Origin of the sequence: Brachybacterium atlanticum (assembly GCF_025669985.1) — a bacterium.
GTDB lineage: Bacteria > Actinomycetota > Actinomycetes > Actinomycetales > Dermabacteraceae > Brachybacterium > Brachybacterium conglomeratum.
This window is the reverse complement of record NZ_JAKJJW010000022.1, coordinates 1-16,222: the sequence shown is the minus strand read 5'-3', so window position 1 is coordinate 16,222 and position 16,222 is coordinate 1. Positions and strand designations below refer to the sequence as shown.

The 16,222-nt window shown below is 74.6% G+C and carries 12 protein-coding genes and 1 pseudogene; 6 read left to right on the top strand and 7 right to left on the bottom strand.

Annotated elements, in window-relative coordinates; all coding sequences use genetic code 11:
* Positions 1 to 19 precede the first annotated feature (19 nt).
* Both treY and treZ read left to right on the top strand, forming a co-directional pair.
* The gene (gene treY, locus L3K22_RS11355; protein WP_263311469.1) at positions 20 to 2,647 is read left to right on the top strand and encodes a malto-oligosyltrehalose synthase; all 2,628 of its coding nucleotides are present in this window, start codon (positions 20 to 22) and stop codon (positions 2,645 to 2,647) included.
* Positions 2,644 to 4,452: a malto-oligosyltrehalose trehalohydrolase gene (treZ, locus tag L3K22_RS11350; RefSeq protein ID WP_263311468.1), complete on the top strand. Its 1,809-nt coding sequence runs from the start codon at positions 2,644 to 2,646 to the stop codon at positions 4,450 to 4,452. The genes treY and treZ overlap by 4 nt, the downstream gene beginning before the upstream one ends.
* Here the strand turns inward: treZ and zapE are convergent.
* Positions 4,442 to 5,512 carry a cell division protein ZapE gene (zapE, locus tag L3K22_RS11345; RefSeq protein ID WP_263311467.1) on the bottom strand — a complete coding sequence of 357 codons (1,071 nt, stop codon included), beginning with the start codon at positions 5,510 to 5,512 and terminating at the stop codon, positions 4,442 to 4,444. The genes treZ and zapE overlap by 11 nt on opposite strands.
* Positions 5,513 to 5,654: 142 nt before the next feature.
* On the opposite strand from zapE, the gene L3K22_RS11340 reads away from it, so the two are divergent.
* A complete protein-coding gene (locus L3K22_RS11340; protein WP_263311466.1) occupies positions 5,655 to 6,404 on the top strand; it encodes a dihydrofolate reductase family protein in 750 nt (249 codons plus the stop codon).
* A gap of 45 nt (positions 6,405 to 6,449) precedes the next feature.
* Here L3K22_RS11340 and L3K22_RS11335 read toward each other — a convergent pair whose 3' ends face one another.
* Positions 6,450 to 7,805: an alpha/beta hydrolase family protein gene (locus L3K22_RS11335; protein WP_263311465.1), complete on the bottom strand. Its 1,356-nt coding sequence runs from the start codon at positions 7,803 to 7,805 to the stop codon at positions 6,450 to 6,452.
* Positions 7,806 to 7,929: 124 nt separating this feature from the next.
* Here L3K22_RS11335 and msrB point away from each other — a divergent pair, with 124 nt between their 5' ends.
* Genes msrB through L3K22_RS11320 form a run of 3 tightly spaced genes read left to right on the top strand, consistent with a single transcriptional unit; the run spans position 7,930 to position 10,405 of the window.
* The gene (msrB, locus tag L3K22_RS11330) at positions 7,930 to 8,370 is read left to right on the top strand and encodes a peptide-methionine (R)-S-oxide reductase MsrB (RefSeq protein WP_263311464.1); all 441 of its coding nucleotides are present in this window, start codon (positions 7,930 to 7,932) and stop codon (positions 8,368 to 8,370) included.
* A gap of 50 nt (positions 8,371 to 8,420) precedes the next feature.
* On the top strand, positions 8,421 to 9,050 hold the full coding sequence (locus tag L3K22_RS11325) for a DUF3000 domain-containing protein (protein WP_263311463.1): 630 nt from the start codon (positions 8,421 to 8,423) through the stop codon (positions 9,048 to 9,050).
* Positions 9,047 to 10,405, top strand: coding sequence for a ribonuclease D (locus tag L3K22_RS11320; RefSeq protein ID WP_263311462.1), 1,359 nt, complete (start codon positions 9,047 to 9,049; stop codon positions 10,403 to 10,405). Before L3K22_RS11325 ends, L3K22_RS11320 begins: the two co-directional genes overlap by 4 nt.
* An 18-nt stretch (positions 10,406 to 10,423) precedes the next feature.
* Here the strand turns inward: L3K22_RS11320 and L3K22_RS11315 are convergent, their stop codons facing one another.
* The 5 genes and pseudogenes from L3K22_RS11315 to L3K22_RS11295 all read right to left on the bottom strand — a co-directional run.
* Positions 10,424 to 11,092, bottom strand: a complete 669-nt coding sequence (locus tag L3K22_RS11315; protein ID WP_263311461.1) for an NUDIX domain-containing protein — start codon at positions 11,090 to 11,092, stop codon at positions 10,424 to 10,426.
* Between the two features lie 65 nt (positions 11,093 to 11,157).
* A complete protein-coding gene (pyrG, locus tag L3K22_RS11310; RefSeq protein ID WP_263311460.1) occupies positions 11,158 to 12,963 on the bottom strand; it encodes a CTP synthase in 1,806 nt (601 codons plus the stop codon).
* 11 nt (positions 12,964 to 12,974) lie between these two features.
* A complete protein-coding gene (locus tag L3K22_RS11305) occupies positions 12,975 to 14,030 on the bottom strand; it encodes a glycosyltransferase (protein WP_263311459.1) in 1,056 nt (351 codons plus the stop codon).
* Complete coding sequence (gene murJ, locus L3K22_RS11300; RefSeq protein WP_263311458.1) at positions 14,030 to 15,865, bottom strand: murein biosynthesis integral membrane protein MurJ; 1,836 nt, start codon at positions 15,863 to 15,865, stop codon at positions 14,030 to 14,032. The genes L3K22_RS11305 and murJ overlap by 1 nt, the downstream gene beginning before the upstream one ends.
* Positions 15,862 to 16,222: pseudogene (locus L3K22_RS11295) on the bottom strand (hypothetical protein); the annotation flags it as partial. The pseudogene L3K22_RS11295 and the gene murJ, both read right to left, overlap by 4 nt.

Here is a 16,222-nt window from a genome sequence, read left to right as displayed (position 1 = left end):
CGAGAAGGAGAGCCCCGCAGTGAGCCTCGAGACCCGTCCCCGTCCCACGCCCCGGGAGACGCCGTCCCGGCGCTCCCGACCCGCCGACACCGGGGCCCAGCCCGCGGTGCGCCGGGTCCCGACCTCGACCTACCGCCTGCAGCTGCACGCCGGCTTCACCGCCGACGACGCGGCGGAGATCGTGCCCTATCTCGCCAGGCTCGGCGTGGGGCACCTGTTCTGCTCCCCCGTGCTGCAGGCCGCGCCCGGCTCGACCCACGGCTACGACGTCGTGGACCACACCCGCATCAGCGAGGAGATCGGCGGGGAGGAGGCGCTGCGCCGCCTCGCCCAGACCGCCCACGCCCACGGGATGGGGATCGTCGTGGACGTCGTCCCCAACCACATGTCGATCCCGACCCCGATCTGGCACAACCGGGCACTGTGGTCGGTGCTGCGCGACGGCCCCGCCTCCCCCTTCGCCGACTGGTTCGACCTCGAGCTCTCCGGCGAGCGATCGGTGCTCGTGCCGGTGCTGGGACGGCCCGTCGGCGCGGTCCTCGCCGACGGGGAGATCACGATGGGCGTCGAGCAGGTCCCGCAGGCCGACGGTTCGGTCGCCGAGGAGACCGTGGTGCGCTACTACGACCACGTGCTGCCCGTCGCCGCAGGCACCGAGCACCTCGGGCTCGCCGATCTGCTGGACCGCCAGTGGTACCGGCTCGCGTACTGGAAGGTCTCCGACGAGGAGCTGAACTACCGGCGCTTCTTCGACGTGGACACCCTCGCCGCGGTGCGGGTCGAGGACCCCGCCGTGTTCGAGGCGACCCATCGCACGCTCCTGCAGCTGCAGGGCGAGGGCGTGATCGACGGCTACCGGATCGACCATCCCGACGGCCTCTCCGATCCTCGCGGCTACCTGCGCGATCTCGAGCGCGCCACCGACGGGGCCTGGACCGTGATCGAGAAGATCCTCGAGGGCGAGGAGCACCTGCCCGGCGACTTCCCCTGCGCGGGCACGACCGGCTACGACGCGCTGTGGCGGGTGACAGGCCTGTTCCACGACCCGCACGGCGCGCTGGGCCTGACCCATCTGTGGCAGCGGCGCACCGGCGACCTGCGCCCCTTCGAGGAGGTCGCCGCCGAGTCCACGGACCTCGTGGTCACCACCAGCCTGTGGGCCGAGATCGAACGGCTGACCGCGCTGATCCACGGGATCTGCCAGGACGACATCCGCCTGCGCGACACCACGCGGCGCAACATCCAGAAGGTCGTCGTCGCGCTGCTGACCTCGATGGACCGCTACCGCGCCTACATCGTCCCGGGCGAGCCCGCCCCCGGCGCCGAGCGGGCCGTGATCGAGCAGGCCGCGGCGCGGGCACAGTCCCGGCTCGGGGACGACGAGGACCTCGCCGCGACCCTCGAGCTGGTCGTCGCCCTGGTGTGCGGGGACGAGGCGGGCAGCGCGGGACGCAGCCGCAGCGCCGAGCGCGACGAGGTCGTGGTCCGCTTCGCGCAGACCTGCGGCCCCGTCCACGCCAAGGGGCTCGAGGACACCGCATTCTACCGCTACACGCGCTTCCTGGCCGTGAACGAGGTGGGCTCGGACCCGGAGCGGATCGGGGTCGAGTCGGATGTGCTGCACGACCACGCCCTGCACATGGTGCGCACCCGTCCCGATGCGATGACCACCCTGTCCACCCACGACACCAAGCGCAGCGAGGACGTGCGGGCACGCCTGGCCGTCCTCACCGAGCAGCCGCTCGAGTGGGCGCTGGTGGTGCAGGACCTGGATCGGGCGACCTCCGCGCATCGCGGTGACCGGGTCGACGGGGCGATCGAGCTGCTGCTGTGGCAGACCCTGGCCACCTGCTGGGAGCTGCCCGGCTCCGGGGCCGCGCCGCTGGACGCGGACCGGCTCGAGGGGTATCTCGCCAAGGCGATGCGCGAGGCGAAGACCCACACCACCTGGACCGAGCAGGACGCCGAGTACGAGTGCGAGGTGCAGGCCCTGGGGCGAGCGGCGCTGGAGTCCGAGGAGGTCGCCGCGATCCTCGCCGACTGGACCCGGCGCACGGCTTCCGTGCAGCGCGCCGCGATCCTCGGCCAGAAGCTCGTGCAGCTCACGATGCCCGGCGTGCCCGACGTCTACCAGGGCAACGAGAGCGTGGACCTCTCCCTGGTGGACCCCGACAACCGCCGCGAGGTCGACCACGCCGCGCACGCCGCCCGCCTCGGACGGATGATCGAGGGCGCCCGTCCCGAGGGGATCGGCGACGAGAAGCTGTGGCTGACCCACCGTGCGCTGGTGCTGCGCCGGGAGCGGCCGGACCTGTTCCAGGGCCGGGACGCAGCCTACCGCCCGCTGCCCACCACGACCGGCCATGCCGTCGCCTTCGGCCGCGCATGCGGTGAGGGACCGGTCGAGGTGGTCACCGTCGTCACACGGCTCGCGCACGGGCTCGCCCAGCGCGGCGGCTGGGGCGAGAGCCGGATCGGCCTGCCCGAGGGCCGCTGGCGCGACGTGCTCGGCGGCGCGGAGCACGAGGGCGGGATGGTCCCGCTGGTCGAGCTGCTGGACGACAGCCCCGTCGCGCTGCTGGTGCGCGTCGGCGCCACCCCGACCGGCGCCCTGCCGGTCCCCCACCACCTGGAGGAGACGCGATGATCGCCGCACCGCAGCCCCCGACCCCGCTCGGCGCGATGGACCGCTATCGCGTGTGGGCCCCGTCGGCCGGCGCCGTGGAGATCCGCGTGGACGGGACCGTGCACACCATGGCCCCGGCCGAGGAGGGATGGTTCGAGCTGTCGGACCCGGCGCCCGTGGCGGGGGCGCGCTATGCCTTCCGCCTCGACGACGGGGAGCTGTGGCTGCCGGATCCCCGGTCGCTGTCCCAGCCGGACGGCGTCCACGGCGCGAGCGAGGTCGTCGACGCGCAGGCGCTCGCGCCGACACCGGGCTGGGAGGGCAGGGACCTGCGCGGGGCCGTGCTCTACGAGGTGCACGTGGGCACCTTCGCCCCGGGGCCGGACGGCGCCGGCGGCACCCTCGACACGGCGATCGAGCGGCTCGACGCGCTGGTCGAGCTCGGCGTGGACGCGGTCGAGCTGATGCCGCTGGCGACCTTCCCCGGCGAGCGCGGCTGGGGCTACGACGGGGTGGGGCTGTACGCCGTGCACTCCGCCTACGGCGGGCCGGAGGCGCTGGCCCGCTTCGTGCGCGCCGCCCATGACCGCGGCCTCGCCGTCGTGCTGGACGTGGTCCACAACCACCTGGGACCCTCGGGGAACTACCTGGGCATGTTCGGCCCGTACTTCACGGACCGCCACGAGACGCCCTGGGGCGAGGCGGTGAACCTCGACCAGCCCGGCTCCCGCCAGGTGCGCGACTTCCTGCTGGGCAGCGCCCGGCAGTGGCTGGTGGAGCTGGGGCTGGACGGGCTGCGGCTCGACGCGGTCCACGAGCTGAAGGACGACTCCTCCCCGCACTTCCTCGCCGAGCTCGCCGGCGCCGTCGCCGCCTGGCAGGAGGAGACCGGGCGCCCCCTCGCCCTGATCGCCGAATCGGATCGCAACCAGCCCGCGACCGTCACGCCGACGAGCTCGGGCGGACTGGGGATGGACATGCAGTGGGCCGACGACGTGCACCACGCCGTGCACGCCTGGGCCACCGGCGAGCGCGCCGGCTACTACGCCGACTTCGGCGACGCCGACGTGCTCGCCGCGGCGCTGCCGGGGATCTTCCTGCACGCCGGCACGTACTCGAGCTTCCGCGGGCGGGTGTGGGGCGCGCCGGTGGACCCCGCCTCCCCCGACTACGACGGCCATTCCTTCGTCACCTTCCTGCAGGATCACGACCAGGTCGGCAACCGCGCCGCCGGCGACCGGATCCACCACGGCATCTCCCCGGGCGCCCATGCCGCCGCGATCGCGCTGATCCTGCTGGGCCCCGGCACGCCGATGCTCTTCCAGGGCGAGGAATGGGCGGCCTCGACCCCCTTCGCCTTCTTCACTGACCACGACGATGAGCTCGGGCCCCTGGTCAGCGCCGGCCGCGCCGAGGAGTTCGCGGCGATGGGCTGGGCCGCAGAGGTGCCCGACCCGCAGCAGCGCTCGACCTTCGTGGGCTCGCAGCTGCGCTGGGAGGAGCGCACCGAGGGTGAGCACGGACGGATGCTGGAGTGGTACCGGGAGCTGATCGCGCTGCGCCGCGCGCACGAGGCGCTGCGCTCGGGCGATCTGGCCGCGACCCGCGTCGAGGTGCTCGCCGAGGAGACGGTGCTGATGCATCGTGGGGAGCTCTCGGTGCTCGCCCACCGCGGCCCGGGCGCGCTCGCCGCGGCCGACGGGCGGGTGCTCCACGCCGAGGAGGTGCTGGGCTCCTTCGGGCCTCTCCGTCACGGACAGGACGGGGGCGTGCACCTGGACGGTGCGGGAGCGGCCGTGCTGCGCGGGGCGCGCCTCAGCGGCTGAGGACGAGTCCGTCGCGGGCGAGGGAGGCCAGGCGCGACAGCGCCCGAAGGTACTTCTTGCGGTACCCGGAGCGCAGCAGCTCGGCGGAGAACAGGTCCTCGAGCACACCGTCCCCGGGCTCGCTCGCCTCGGCCGGGCCGTCGGCCTCCGCGCCGTCCGCGGGGGCGAGGGAGAGGAGCACCGGGACCTCCCGGTCGTAGAGCCGGTCCACGAGCACCACGAAGCGCAGCGCGTCGTGATGGTGGGTGAGCCCGTGCACCCCGGTGAGGTGCGCGGCGGCGACCTCGTCGATCAGGGCGCCGTAGCGGGAGGGGTGGACGCGCATGAGATGAGCGAGCAGCTCGTCGAAGCCGTCGAGGGTCGCGCCGTCCTGCGCCGCGGCGTGCTCGCGCACCTCCTGCTCGGGCAGGGCGGAGATCTCGGCGACCCCGTCGCGGCGCCGGTAGTCCTCGCCGTCGATCCGCAGCACCTCGAAGCGCTCGGCCATCGCCTGGATCTCCCGCAGGAAGTCCTGGGCGGCGAAGCGACCCTCGCCGAGCGCGTCGGGGAGGGTGTTGGAGGTCGCGACGATGGAGACGCCCCGGTCGGAGAGCTCCCGGATGAGCCGCGTCATCAGCAGGGTGTCGCCGGGGTCGTCGAGCTCGAACTCGTCGATGCAGACCAGGCGCGAGGCCCCCAGCAGGTCCACGGCCTTCTGGAAGCCGAGCGCGCCGACCAGGTCGGTGTACTCCACGAAGGTGCCGTAGACCTTCTCCCCCTCGACCGCGTGGAAGAGCGAGGTGAGCAGGTGGGTCTTGCCCACCCCGAAGCCGCCGTCGAGGTAGATGCCGCGGGCCGCCTCGCTGCGTCGGCGCAGCCGGGAGAGGAATCCGCCGCGCGGCCGGGCGAGGGCGGCGGCGAAGGCGGAGACGCGCTCCTTGGCCTCCTGCTGGGAGGGGTGCGCGGGGTCGGGGACGTAGCTCTCCAGGCGCGCCTGGGCGAAGCGGGGCGGGGGCACGAGGTCCGCGAGCAGTCGTTCGAGGGTCGGTTCGGGGCGACGGTCGCAGAGGGAGTCGGTCACGCCGGTCAGTGTAGGGGCGCATCCCGCGCCGCGTGCGGTGCCCCGGGCGGTTCCCCGGGTGCGCGATGATCGAGGACACACCCTCCGGCCGTGCTTCGGAGCGGTATGTCCCGTCCCACCCGTCCTGTGCGAAGGAGTCCCCGTGCACCTGCTGCTGCGCGATCGCGCCCTGCTGCCCTCCCCCGTGCCCGTCCCGGCCGACGCCGAGGGCGCCCGCGCGCTCGCCGCGCTGTACGCCGCCCCGGAGCTCCCGCCGGGCGCCGTGCACGTGCGCGCGATGATGACCACCACGATCGACGGCGCGGTCGCGGGGGCCGACGGGACCTCCGGCTCGCTCCACGACCCCGACGACTCGTTTCTCTTCTCCGTGCTGCGGGCGCTCGCCGACGTCGTGCTCGTGGGGGCCGCGACAGTGCGGGCGGAGGACTACCGCGGCGTGCGCGGCCGCGCGGACCTGCTGCGACCCTCCCTCCGGCCCGGCGGCGCCCCGCGACCTGCGCTTGCGATCTGGTCGGGCAGCGGGGAGCTGCCGGACTACGTCGACCCCGACCAGCCGACCTACCTGCTCACCCCGTCGGCCGGGGCGAAGGACGCCGCGCGCCGCTCGGGCCTGCCCGCCGCCCAGGTGCTCACCGCCGACTCCCCGCTGGAGGCGGTCGACGCGCTCGCCGCCCGGGGGATGCGGCTGATCCAGGCCGAGGGCGGACCGTCGGCCCTCGCCCGGCTGGCGGAGGCGGAGCTGCTGGACGAGCTGTGCTTCACCACCGCGCACCGCACCGTCGGCGGACCCTCCCCGCGCGTGCTCGACGGCGCCCCGCACGAGACGCGCTGGACGCTGGAGTCCCTGCTGCTGGGCGAGGGTGCGACGCTGTCGCGCTATCGGCGGTCCTGAGCACGCCCGGTCGGGGCGCGACCGGGGCCCTCGGGGCTCGACCGCTCAGAGACGCAGCCCGATCGAACCCTCGAGAGCGGGCGCGGCGGGATCGCGCACCGGCACCTGGAGGGCGGCGGCCTGCTCCCCCAGACCGAGCACATCGCCGAGGAAGTCGGCCAGCAGCCGCTCGTACCGGGCGAGATCGCGGTTCCACTCGCGGGTGTGGGAGGCACCCTCGAACGGCTCGAACTCGATCAGGTCCGGCCGAAGCGCGGCGAGATGCCGGCTCGGGGCGGGCGGCACCGTCGCATCGTCCAGGGCGTGGAAGAGGAGGGTGCGGTGGCGCAGATGACGTCCGTAGTAGGCGGGGGTCATCTCGTGCAGCGCCAGCGGCTCGTGCAGGCGCACCATCCGCGCCCCGATGCTCGAGGTCATCATCCACAGCGCGAGCCGCCGCATCGGGGCGGGGGCCTTCAGCGCGGTGGCGTGGTAGACGAGGATGTCCTGCCAGTCCACGGCCGGGGAGTCGAGCACGAGGGCCGCGATGAGGTCGCGATGGGCCGAGCGCACGGAGGTGCGCAGCACGATCCCCCCGCCCATCGACCAGCCCATCAGCACGAGGCGCCGGGCGCCCTGGGAGACGGCGTACTCGATCGCGGCCTCGGCGTCCTCCCACTCGGCCGAGCCCAGGTGGTGCATCCGGTCTGCGGAGGCGGGGCCGCCGGCGTCGTTGCGATAGGTGATCGCGAGGCTGGTCAGCCCCAGCCGGTGCAGCAGCGGGATCACGCGCAGCGCCTCGCCGCGGGCGGAGCCGTGGCCGTGCACCAGGATCGCCCAGGTGTCCTCCTGCCCCGGCACGGACCCCTCGGCCTCATCGGGCCGCACGAGCCACGCCGGCATCGGACCGACGGGCGAGCCGATCTCCACCTCCTCCGTCGCCAGCCCGTGCGCCGTCTGCGGCGTGCCCGCCCAGAAGAAGCCGTTGGACGTCGCCCGGTCCACGAGCAGCGGCTCGGCGGTGTCCTCGACCAGCAGCGGGCGGGAGACCGTCGTGGGCGTGGGGCGGCCGTCGACCGGCCCCAGACGCACGTGCACGGTCCCGCCGGACTGGCGCAGCGCCATCAGGCCGTCACGGCGCGTGGTCGCGGAGGCGTCGAGGTGCACCCGGTCGGGGTGGACGGCGCGGACGGTGACGTCGGGCCGTCCGCGCAGGCTCTCCCGCGGCACCAGCGGCAGCCGCGCCATCACCCGGGCGCCGACGGTGAGCAGCCCTGCGCTGAGCGCGAACGCCCCGGCGGCACCGGTGACCCCGTAGCCCGCCACGTGGAGCCATCGGGCCTGGTCGGGGCGTGCGGACAGCAACCGCTCGCGAAGGGTCAGCGCCGTGGTCGGGCGGTTCCGGGAGGGGTCGCACGTCATATCGCGCATCCTATCGACGCACTAGCATCGACACTGAGAACACCCGTCCGCGTCGGCGGGGACGAGCCCGTCCCCGCCGGTCCGCGGCCCCAGGCGGCGCCAGGCGCCGCAGAGTGGAGGCATCATGTCCAACGATCCCATCGGCACCCGCCCCTACCCGGTCGCGATCAGCGAGGAGGAGTGGCGCGAGCGCCTCTCCCCCGCCGAGTACCAGGTGCTCCGCCAGGGTGGCACCGAGCGCCCTGGCACCGGGGAGTACGAGGAGGTGCGTCCCGCCGGCACCTACGCCTGCCGCGCCTGCGGCGTCGAGCTGTTCACCGCCGAGACCCAGTTCGATGCCCACTGCGGCTGGCCGGCGTTCTACGCCCCGAGCGACTCCGACGCGGTGGAGCTGCTCGAGGACACCTCGCTCGGGATGCGCCGCATCGAGGTGCGCTGCGCGAGCTGCGGCTCGCATCTCGGGCATGTCTTCGAGGGCGAGGGCTTCCCCACCCCGACCGATCAGCGCTACTGCATCAACTCGATCAGCCTGCTGCACAGCGACGACGCGGCGGACCGCGGCTGAGCCCGGCGCGCCTGCCGGGCGAGCGGGCACGCCGGGGATAGCCTCCCTGCGTGTCCGTCCATCGAATCCGCACCGGCGACGACACCTTCCGCGCCGCCATCGACGCCATGACCAGCGCTCCCCATCGCCCGGAGTTCACATGGCGCACCATCCCGGCCCCGTCCAGGATGGCGCCCTCGACGTGGGCCTGCACCGGGGAGATCCTGGTCCATGACGACGAGCTCGCCTCCGGTCGACTGGTGGTCCTGCACGACCCCGCCGGTCAGGAGTCCTGGGACGGCACCTCGAGGATGGTCGCGCTGGTCCAGGCGCAGCTCGAGCCCGAGTTCGCGATCGAGTCGATGCTCGGCGACGTCGCCTGGTCCTGGGTGACCGAGTCCCTCGAGCTCCACGACGCCGACGCCCGGGAGCTCGGCTGCACGGCCACCCGCGTCGTCTCCCAGTCCTACGGGGCGCTCGCCTCACGGCCCTCCACGGTCGACGTCGAGATGCGGGTGTCGTGGACGCCGGAGCCCTCCGAGGACGGGAACCTCGCCCTCGCCCCGCACTTCGCGGCCTGGACCGCGATGCTCGCCGCCGCCGGGGGGCTGCCCCCGGCGCCCCCGCAGATCTCGGCGATCGCCCCCACCCACCATGCGCGAGCGCCCCGCACCGCGGAGGACGACGGGGAGCTGCGGTGAACGCCGCGAGCGACGCCTCCCCCGCCGATCACGCCGATCCCGCGGCGTCCCGCTCCCGCCGCCGCACCCGCACGCGCGGCCCTCGCCGCCCCCGCCCCCTCGAGACCACGGACAGCGCAGCCAGCACCCAGATGCCCCACGACACCGCCACCACTCCCTCCGCAGGACCCGAGCTGCGCGACCTCACCGCGCCCCGCGATGGCCTCGTGCCCGTGATCGACCGCATCCAGCCGCTGCTGGCCTGGTGCGAGGCGGCGGCCTCCGATCCCGCCGAGCCGGTCGCGGTGGACGCAGAGCGCGCCTCCAGCTACCGCTACAGCTCCCGCGCCTATCTGGTGCAGCTGCGCACCGAGGCGGCCGGGACCGCACTGATCGACCCGCTGGCGTTCACGATGCCGGGCACGCTGCGCACCCTTCTGGCCGAGCGCGAGTGGGTGCTGCATGCGGCTGGCCAGGACCTGCCGAGCCTCGCAGAGCTGGGCCTGCACCCCGGCGGCCTGTTCGACACCGAGCTCGCCGCGCGGCTGCTGGGCATGGAGCGGGTCGGGCTCGGCGCGGTGGTCGAGGACACCCTCGCCCTGCGCCTGGCCAAGGAGCACTCCGCCGCGGACTGGTCGAAGCGGCCGCTGCCGGAGAGCTGGCTGGTCTACGCCGCGCTCGACGTCGAGGTGCTGGTCCAGGTGCGGGACGTGCTGGCGCAGCGCCTCGAGGCGGCCGGCAAGGCGGACTGGGCCGCTCAGGAGTTCGCCCACGAGCGCACCCGCGAGCACGGTCCCACCCGCTCCTCGAGCTGGCGGGGACTGCACGGCCTGGGCGCCCTGCGCACCGTGCGGCAGCTCGCGGCGGCGCGGGAGATGTGGACCCGCCGCGACGAGCTCGCGAGCGAGGCGGACCTCTCCCCGCACCGGGTGATCAAGGACCGCGACCTCGTCGCCGCCGCGAAGGAGGCGCCGCGCGGGAGGGAGGCCTTCGACCGAGCGCTGCCGTCGAAGATGCGGCACAAGGACCGCTGGTGGCAGGTCGCCCGCTCGGGCATCGAGCTGCCGGCCTCGCACCTGCCGGAGCGCTCCGAGCGCTCCTATCCCCCGCCCCACAAGCTCTGGTCCAAGAAGCATCCCGACGTGGCCGAGCGCTACCAGGTGGTGCGCGCCGCGGTGAACGAGCGCGCCGAGGATCTCGAGATGCCGCCGGAGAACCTCCTCCAGCCCGCGCTGCTGCGCCAGTGGGTGTGGGAGCACGAGGAGGCCGGGACCGAGGCGGAGGTCGAGCAGGCGCTGCGCGACCTGGGCGCCCGTCCCTGGCAGGCGGAGCAGTCCGCGCCGGTGATCCACCGGGCGCGCGTCGAGTCCGTCTGAGCCCGGGAAGCGGCCCGCTCAGTGCCGTCCGGGTCTTTCCATGAACGGTGCGTCGGCGGGTCGCGGCGCGGCCACGGGTGCTCCCCCGCCGCGCAGCGCCTGCAGGGCGAGCAGGGCGGCGACCGTGGTGCCGTTGGTGATCCGGCCCTCGAGCACGGCGGCCACGGCCTCGCCCAGCGGCACCCAGCGGCTGATCAGCTCGGCCTCCTCGTGGACGCGCTCGAACTCCTCCTCGCTCTCGCGCACGCCCTCGGCGAGGTAGACCCGGATCACCTCGTCGCTGCCTCCCGGGCTCGGGCGGAGGTCCACCAGGGTGGACATCCGCACCGGCTCGCATCCGGCCTCCTCTGCGAGCTCGCGGGCGGCGGCGGCGTGGGGCGGCTCGCCGGCGAGGTCGAGCAGTCCGGCGGGGATCTCCCACAGCCGGTGGCCGACGGGATGGCGGTACTGGCGGATCAGCAGCACCCGGTCGGCCTCGTCCACGGCGAGGACCGCGACGGCACCGGTGTGGCGGATGTACTCGCGGTCGAAGCGCACGCCCGGCGCGAAGTCGATCGTGTCGCGCACGAGGTCCCACACCATCCCCTCGTGCACCGTGCGGTGCGCGGCGACGGGGCGCAGGTCGGCCTCGTCGCGCAGCGGGTCCTCGCCGCCGTGCCGCGGGTGCGTGGTCGTGTCGTCGGTCATCGCCGCTCCGTCCTCGGTCGTCGCGGGCCGCCGGGAGGGGAGGTCCCGGCGCACCCGCGCGGGTCTCAGTCCTGCTGGTCCTGGTCGTCGACGTGCTCGGCGAGCTCGGGCACGGTCCCGTCGGGCTCCACCTCGAGCAGGCGGGTGGACTTCTGGAGGTCGAGCGCCGCCCCGATCAGGCCCGCGAACAGCGGATGGGCGCGGGTGGGGCGGGACTTCAGCTCGGGATGGGCCTGGGTGCCGATGTAGAACGGGTGCACCTCTGCGGGCAGCTCCACGAACTCGACCAGGGAGTGGTCCTCGTTCAGCTCGGAGACGCCGGAGATGCGCAGCCCCGCCTGCTCGAGCCGGTCGCGATAGGCGTTGTTGACCTCGTAGCGGTGACGGTGCCGCTCGGCGACCTCGGTGGTGCCGTACACCTCGGCGGCGAGGGAGCCCTCGGCGAGGGTGTGGTCGTACGAGCCGAGCCGCATGGTGCCGCCCAGGTCCCCGCTGCCTGCGACGATGTCCTCCTGCTCGGCCATGGTCGCGATGACGGGATGGGCGGTGTCAGGGTCGAACTCGGTGGAGTGCGCCCCCGTCAGGCCCAGCTCGGTGCGGGCGTACTCGATCACCATCGACTGCATGCCCAGGCAGAGGCCCAGCGCGGGCAGGCCGTGGGTGCGGGCGTGACGCAGCGCGCCGACCTTCCCGTCCACGCCGCGCACGCCGAAGCCGCCGGGGACGACGATCGCGTCGACGTCCGCGAGCTGCTCGCGGGCCCCGTCCTCGCTCGCGCACAGGTCCGACTCGACCCAGCGGATCGTGACCTTCGCGCTGTGGTGGAAGCCGCCGGCGCGCAGCGCCTCGGTGACCGAGAGGTACGCGTCGGGCAGGTCGACGTACTTGCCGACCAGGGCGACGGTGACCTCGTAGGCGGGGTGCTGGACGCGGCGCAGCAGCTCCTCCCACTGGCTCCAGTCCACGTCGTGGCTGAGCAGGTCCAGGCGCCGGATCGCATAGGCGTCCAGGCCCTCGCCGTGCAGCACGAGCGGGATCTCGTAGATGGAGGGAGCGTCGGCGCAGGTGACGACCGCGTCGATGTCCACATCGCACATCGAGGAGATCTTCGACTTCACGGAGGCGGGCAGCGCCCGGTCGGCGCGCAGCACGATCGCGTCGGGCTGGATGCCGATGCTGCGCAGTGCGGCGACGGAGTGCTGGGTGGGCTTGGTCTTCAGCTCCTGGGACGGGCCGATGAAGGGCACCAGGGAGACGTGCACGAAGAACACGTTCTCGCGGCCGATGTCCTGGCGGACCTGGCGCGCGGCCTCGAGGAAGGGCTGGGACTCGATGTCGCCGACGGTGCCGCCGACCTCGGTGATGATCACGTCCACGTCGTCACCGGCCTGGGAGCGCATCGACTCCTTGATCTGGTTGGTGATGTGCGGGATGACCTGCACGGTGTCGCCGAGGTACTCGCCGCGGCGCTCCTTGGCGATCACGGTGGAGTAGACCTGGCCGGTGGTCACGTTCGCGTTCGCGGAGAGGTTCTCGTCGAGGAACCGTTCGTAGTGGCCGATGTCGAGATCGGTCTCGGCGCCATCCTCGGTGACGAACACCTCGCCGTGCTGGAAGGGGTTCATCGTGCCCGGGTCCACGTTGAGGTACGGGTCGAGCTTCTGCATCGTCACGCGCAGCCCGCGGCTGCGCAGGAGCATCCCGAGGGAGGAGGCGGTCAGTCCCTTGCCGAGGCTGGAGACGACACCGCCGGTGACGAAGATGTGCTTGGTGGTGCCCTCGTTGCGGAAGGGCTTGGCCGATGCGGCCGCCCCGATCCGGGGGATGGGGCCGGTGCCGGTCTGGGGTGCGCTCGCGCTCGTGTCTGCCACGGACGGCCAACCTACCATCGGCGGGGTGCGGGGGCGAGGATCTCGTCGAGCTGGGCCAGGAGATCCTCGGCACGCGGGAGCTCGCGGGCCCGCCGCCGGGAGGCGGTCTCGGCGCGGCGCCGTGCGAGCGGGGCGCGGAGCGTGCTGACCGCCGCGGCGAGCGCCTCCGCGTCGCCGACGGGGACCAGGTGCGCGGCCGTTCCGGTGACCCAGCGGGTGCCGCCGGCGTCGGTGGCGACGATCGCGCGGCCGGCCAGGAGCGCCTCCTGGAGGGCGACGGGCTGTCCCTCCCAGCGGGCGGCGGAGAGCACCAGATCGGCGCGGCGCAGCAGGTCGGGGACGTCCTGACGACGGCCGAGCAGGTCGACGGGGAGATGCTCCGCGGTGATGCGGGCGGCGAGCTCGCGCTCCAGCGGACCGTCGCCGGCGACGAGGATCCGCACCTCCTCGCCGCGCAGCAGGGCCGCCGCGTCGAGCAGGTCGTGCAGCCCCTTCTGCGGGGCGAGCCGAGCGATGACGAGGGCGACGAGGGCCACGGGCGTTCCCGGCCCGGCCGCTTCCCGGGCACCGGTCCCGTCGCTCGCGGAGCGCTGCTCCCCCGCCTCCTCCGGGCGCCGCGGGGCGGGGATCACGGCGTGTCGCACGTCGCGCGCGCCGGCGCGGCGGGCGTCCTCGGCGAGGTCCGGGGAGACGGCGAGCACGGTGTCGGCCCGGCGGGCGAGGAGCCGCAGCAGCGCGGCGCCGATCGCTCGGGCGGGGACCCCGCCGACGGTGCGGTTGTGCAGGGTGACCACGAGCCGGTGCCCGCCCCGGCGGGGCACGGCCAGGGCGGCCAGGGCCCCGGCGCGCAACCCGTGGGCATGGACGGCGACGGGCTCCCCGGCGCCGCGCACGATCCGGCGCAGCGCCGTCACGGTCGCGGCGTCGTGCCGGGGGCTGGGGCGCTCGCGGATCCGCACCGGCGCCTCGGCGACGCGTCGTCCTGCGCTTTCGAGCAGCGCGAGCTCCTGGTCGACATGCGCGGCCAGTCCCCCGCTGGCGGTGGGGCGCACGAGCAGGACGCGCATCAGCCCGCCCTCCGCAGGCGTCGCAGCACGCCGACGGCGAGCTCCCGGTCCACCGCGCCGAGCACCGCGGCGGAGAGCACGGCGGCGACCAACCCGCACAGGATGCCGTAGAGCACGGTGAGCACCTCGCCGGTGTCGACCGTGATCAGCAGACGGCCCAGCAGCAGTCCCGGCACCGCCCCGACGAGCACGGCGACGGGGACCGCGAGGGCGGTGCGGCGCACCTGGCGCTCGTGGCCGCCGTGCTCGAGCATGTCCCAGATGCGGGAGAGACCGACCAGGCCGCCCACCGCCATGCCGGCCGCGATCGCGAGGGCGAAGGCGGTGGCCGCCTCCGCGGCGGAGCGAGCAGGGCTGGGCAGCACCAGGACGAGCAGGGCGACCAGGGCGATGCCCCAGCCGACCGCGCCGACCATCAGCGCGTCCCGGGCGCGCAGCGCCGCGGAGAGGATGCGGGTGCACTGGGTCGCCACGGCGAAGCCGACCAGCCCGAGCGCGAGGCCCGCGGTCGCGGAGCCCACCCCGGTCGCCTCGGCCCGGTCGATGTGGCGGAAGAACTGGCCGAGCGCCGGGCCGGCCGCGATGAGCATCGCCGCCCCGACCACGGACACGCCGATGACGGTGCGCACCGAGACGGCGGCGACACGGGCGAAGCCGGTGACGTCCCCGACCAGGCGCAGCTCGGACAGGTGCGGGAAGACGGAGGTCACCAGCGGCACCACCAGCACCGCGTAGGGCAGCAGGTAGAGCGCCTGGGCGTACTGGAAGACAGGCAGGGTGCCGACGCCGCCCGCGCGCATGGCCAACAGCATCACCAGGGCGAGCACGATCTGCTGGGCGCCGACCGCGCCGAGCCCCGCTCCGCCGAGGGCGAGGGCGCGCCGTGCGTGCGCGGCGGGCATGGTCAGCGCGGGGCGGACGCGCAGCCCCGCCCGGGCGGAGGCGATCGCGACGGGCAGCGCCATCACGACGACCCCGGCGGTGGTGCCCCAGCCGAGCCACTGCACGGCGGCGCCGTCGATGGTGGAGACCGTCGCGACCGACGGCACGAGCAGGGCGTACACGCGATAGGACGCCATCACCACCAGGGAGGACAGCAGCGGCATCATCGCCGGCCAGAGGAAGCGCCGCCGGGCCTGGAGGTAGGCGGCCAGCACGACGGAGACCCCGTAGAACGGCAGCTGGACCGCGAAGATCCGCAGCAGCGTCGCGCCGAGGCCGACGCCGGCCGCCCCGGTCTGGTCGGAGGCGAGCAGCAGCTGCGAGAGCGGCTCGGCGAGGGCGATCACGAGCGCGGCGAGGAGCAGGGTGCCGATCACCGTCCAGGTCAGCAGCGCCGAGATGATCCGGTCGGCGAGCGCCGCACCGGCGGGGACGGGACGCGTCGGCGAGTCGGGCGAGGAGGCGCTCTGCGGCGACGCCGATGAGCCGGGGGCCGGGGTCGTGGGCTCCGGCGTCGCCGTGGACGGCTGCGGGACCGCGGTCGTCCCGGCGGCGGGCGCAGGCACGGGCACGTCGGCCGTCCCCTCCGCCTCCTCGGGGTCCCGCTCGGGCACGAGGCCCGCGATGAGCGGCACGACGGCCGCGGCGAGCGCCCCGCCCGCGACGATCTCGAAGAGCACGTTGGGGAGCATGTTGGCGGTGGTGTAGGCGGTGCCCACGTCGCCGGCGCCCACGCTCGCGCCGAACACGAGATAGCGCACGAAGCCCGCGATCCGTGCGAACACGGTGACGATCAGGATGATCCCCGCGCCGCGCAGCACGGAGCGGGCGATGCGGCCGCTGCGGGTCGAGGGCACGGGCCGTGCCTCCGACGCGGTGTCGGTCCCGTTCAACGTGCCTCCTCCGCGTCGTCCGGGTCGCTGGACGTCCTCGGCGGCCCCGACGGCGCGGCGGGCCCGTCGGTCGTCCCAGGGACGGCGGAGCCGTCCACGGCGCGGGAGGGCACGGGCAGCCGGCCTGCGCGGTCCAGCGCTCGCAGCGCCGGGGTGCGGTCGATGACCGCGCTGAAGCTCACCTTCTCGCTGGCCAGGGTCAGCGCGACGACCCCGCCGAGCAGCGCGAGACGGGCAGGGGCCGGGAGGGTGCGGGTCGCGGCGGCGCCCACGGCGGCGCCGAGCACGTTCGCGCCCGCGTCGCCGAGCATGCCGTGCTCGCGCAGGTCCGCCAGCAGCGCGAGCGAGCCGGGCAGC

Coding starts and splice junctions, on each gene's coding strand:
- treZ (WP_263311468.1), top strand. CDS start 2,644: ATGATCGCCGCACCGCAGCCCCCGACCCCGCTCGGCGCGATGGACCGC.
- L3K22_RS11335 (WP_263311465.1), bottom strand. CDS start 7,805: ATGACGTGCGACCCCTCCCGGAACCGCCCGACCACGGCGCTGACCCTT.
- msrB (WP_263311464.1), top strand. CDS start 7,930: ATGTCCAACGATCCCATCGGCACCCGCCCCTACCCGGTCGCGATCAGC.
- L3K22_RS11315 (WP_263311461.1), bottom strand. CDS start 11,092: ATGACCGACGACACGACCACGCACCCGCGGCACGGCGGCGAGGACCCG.
- L3K22_RS11305 (WP_263311459.1), bottom strand. CDS start 14,030: ATGCGCGTCCTGCTCGTGCGCCCCACCGCCAGCGGGGGACTGGCCGCG.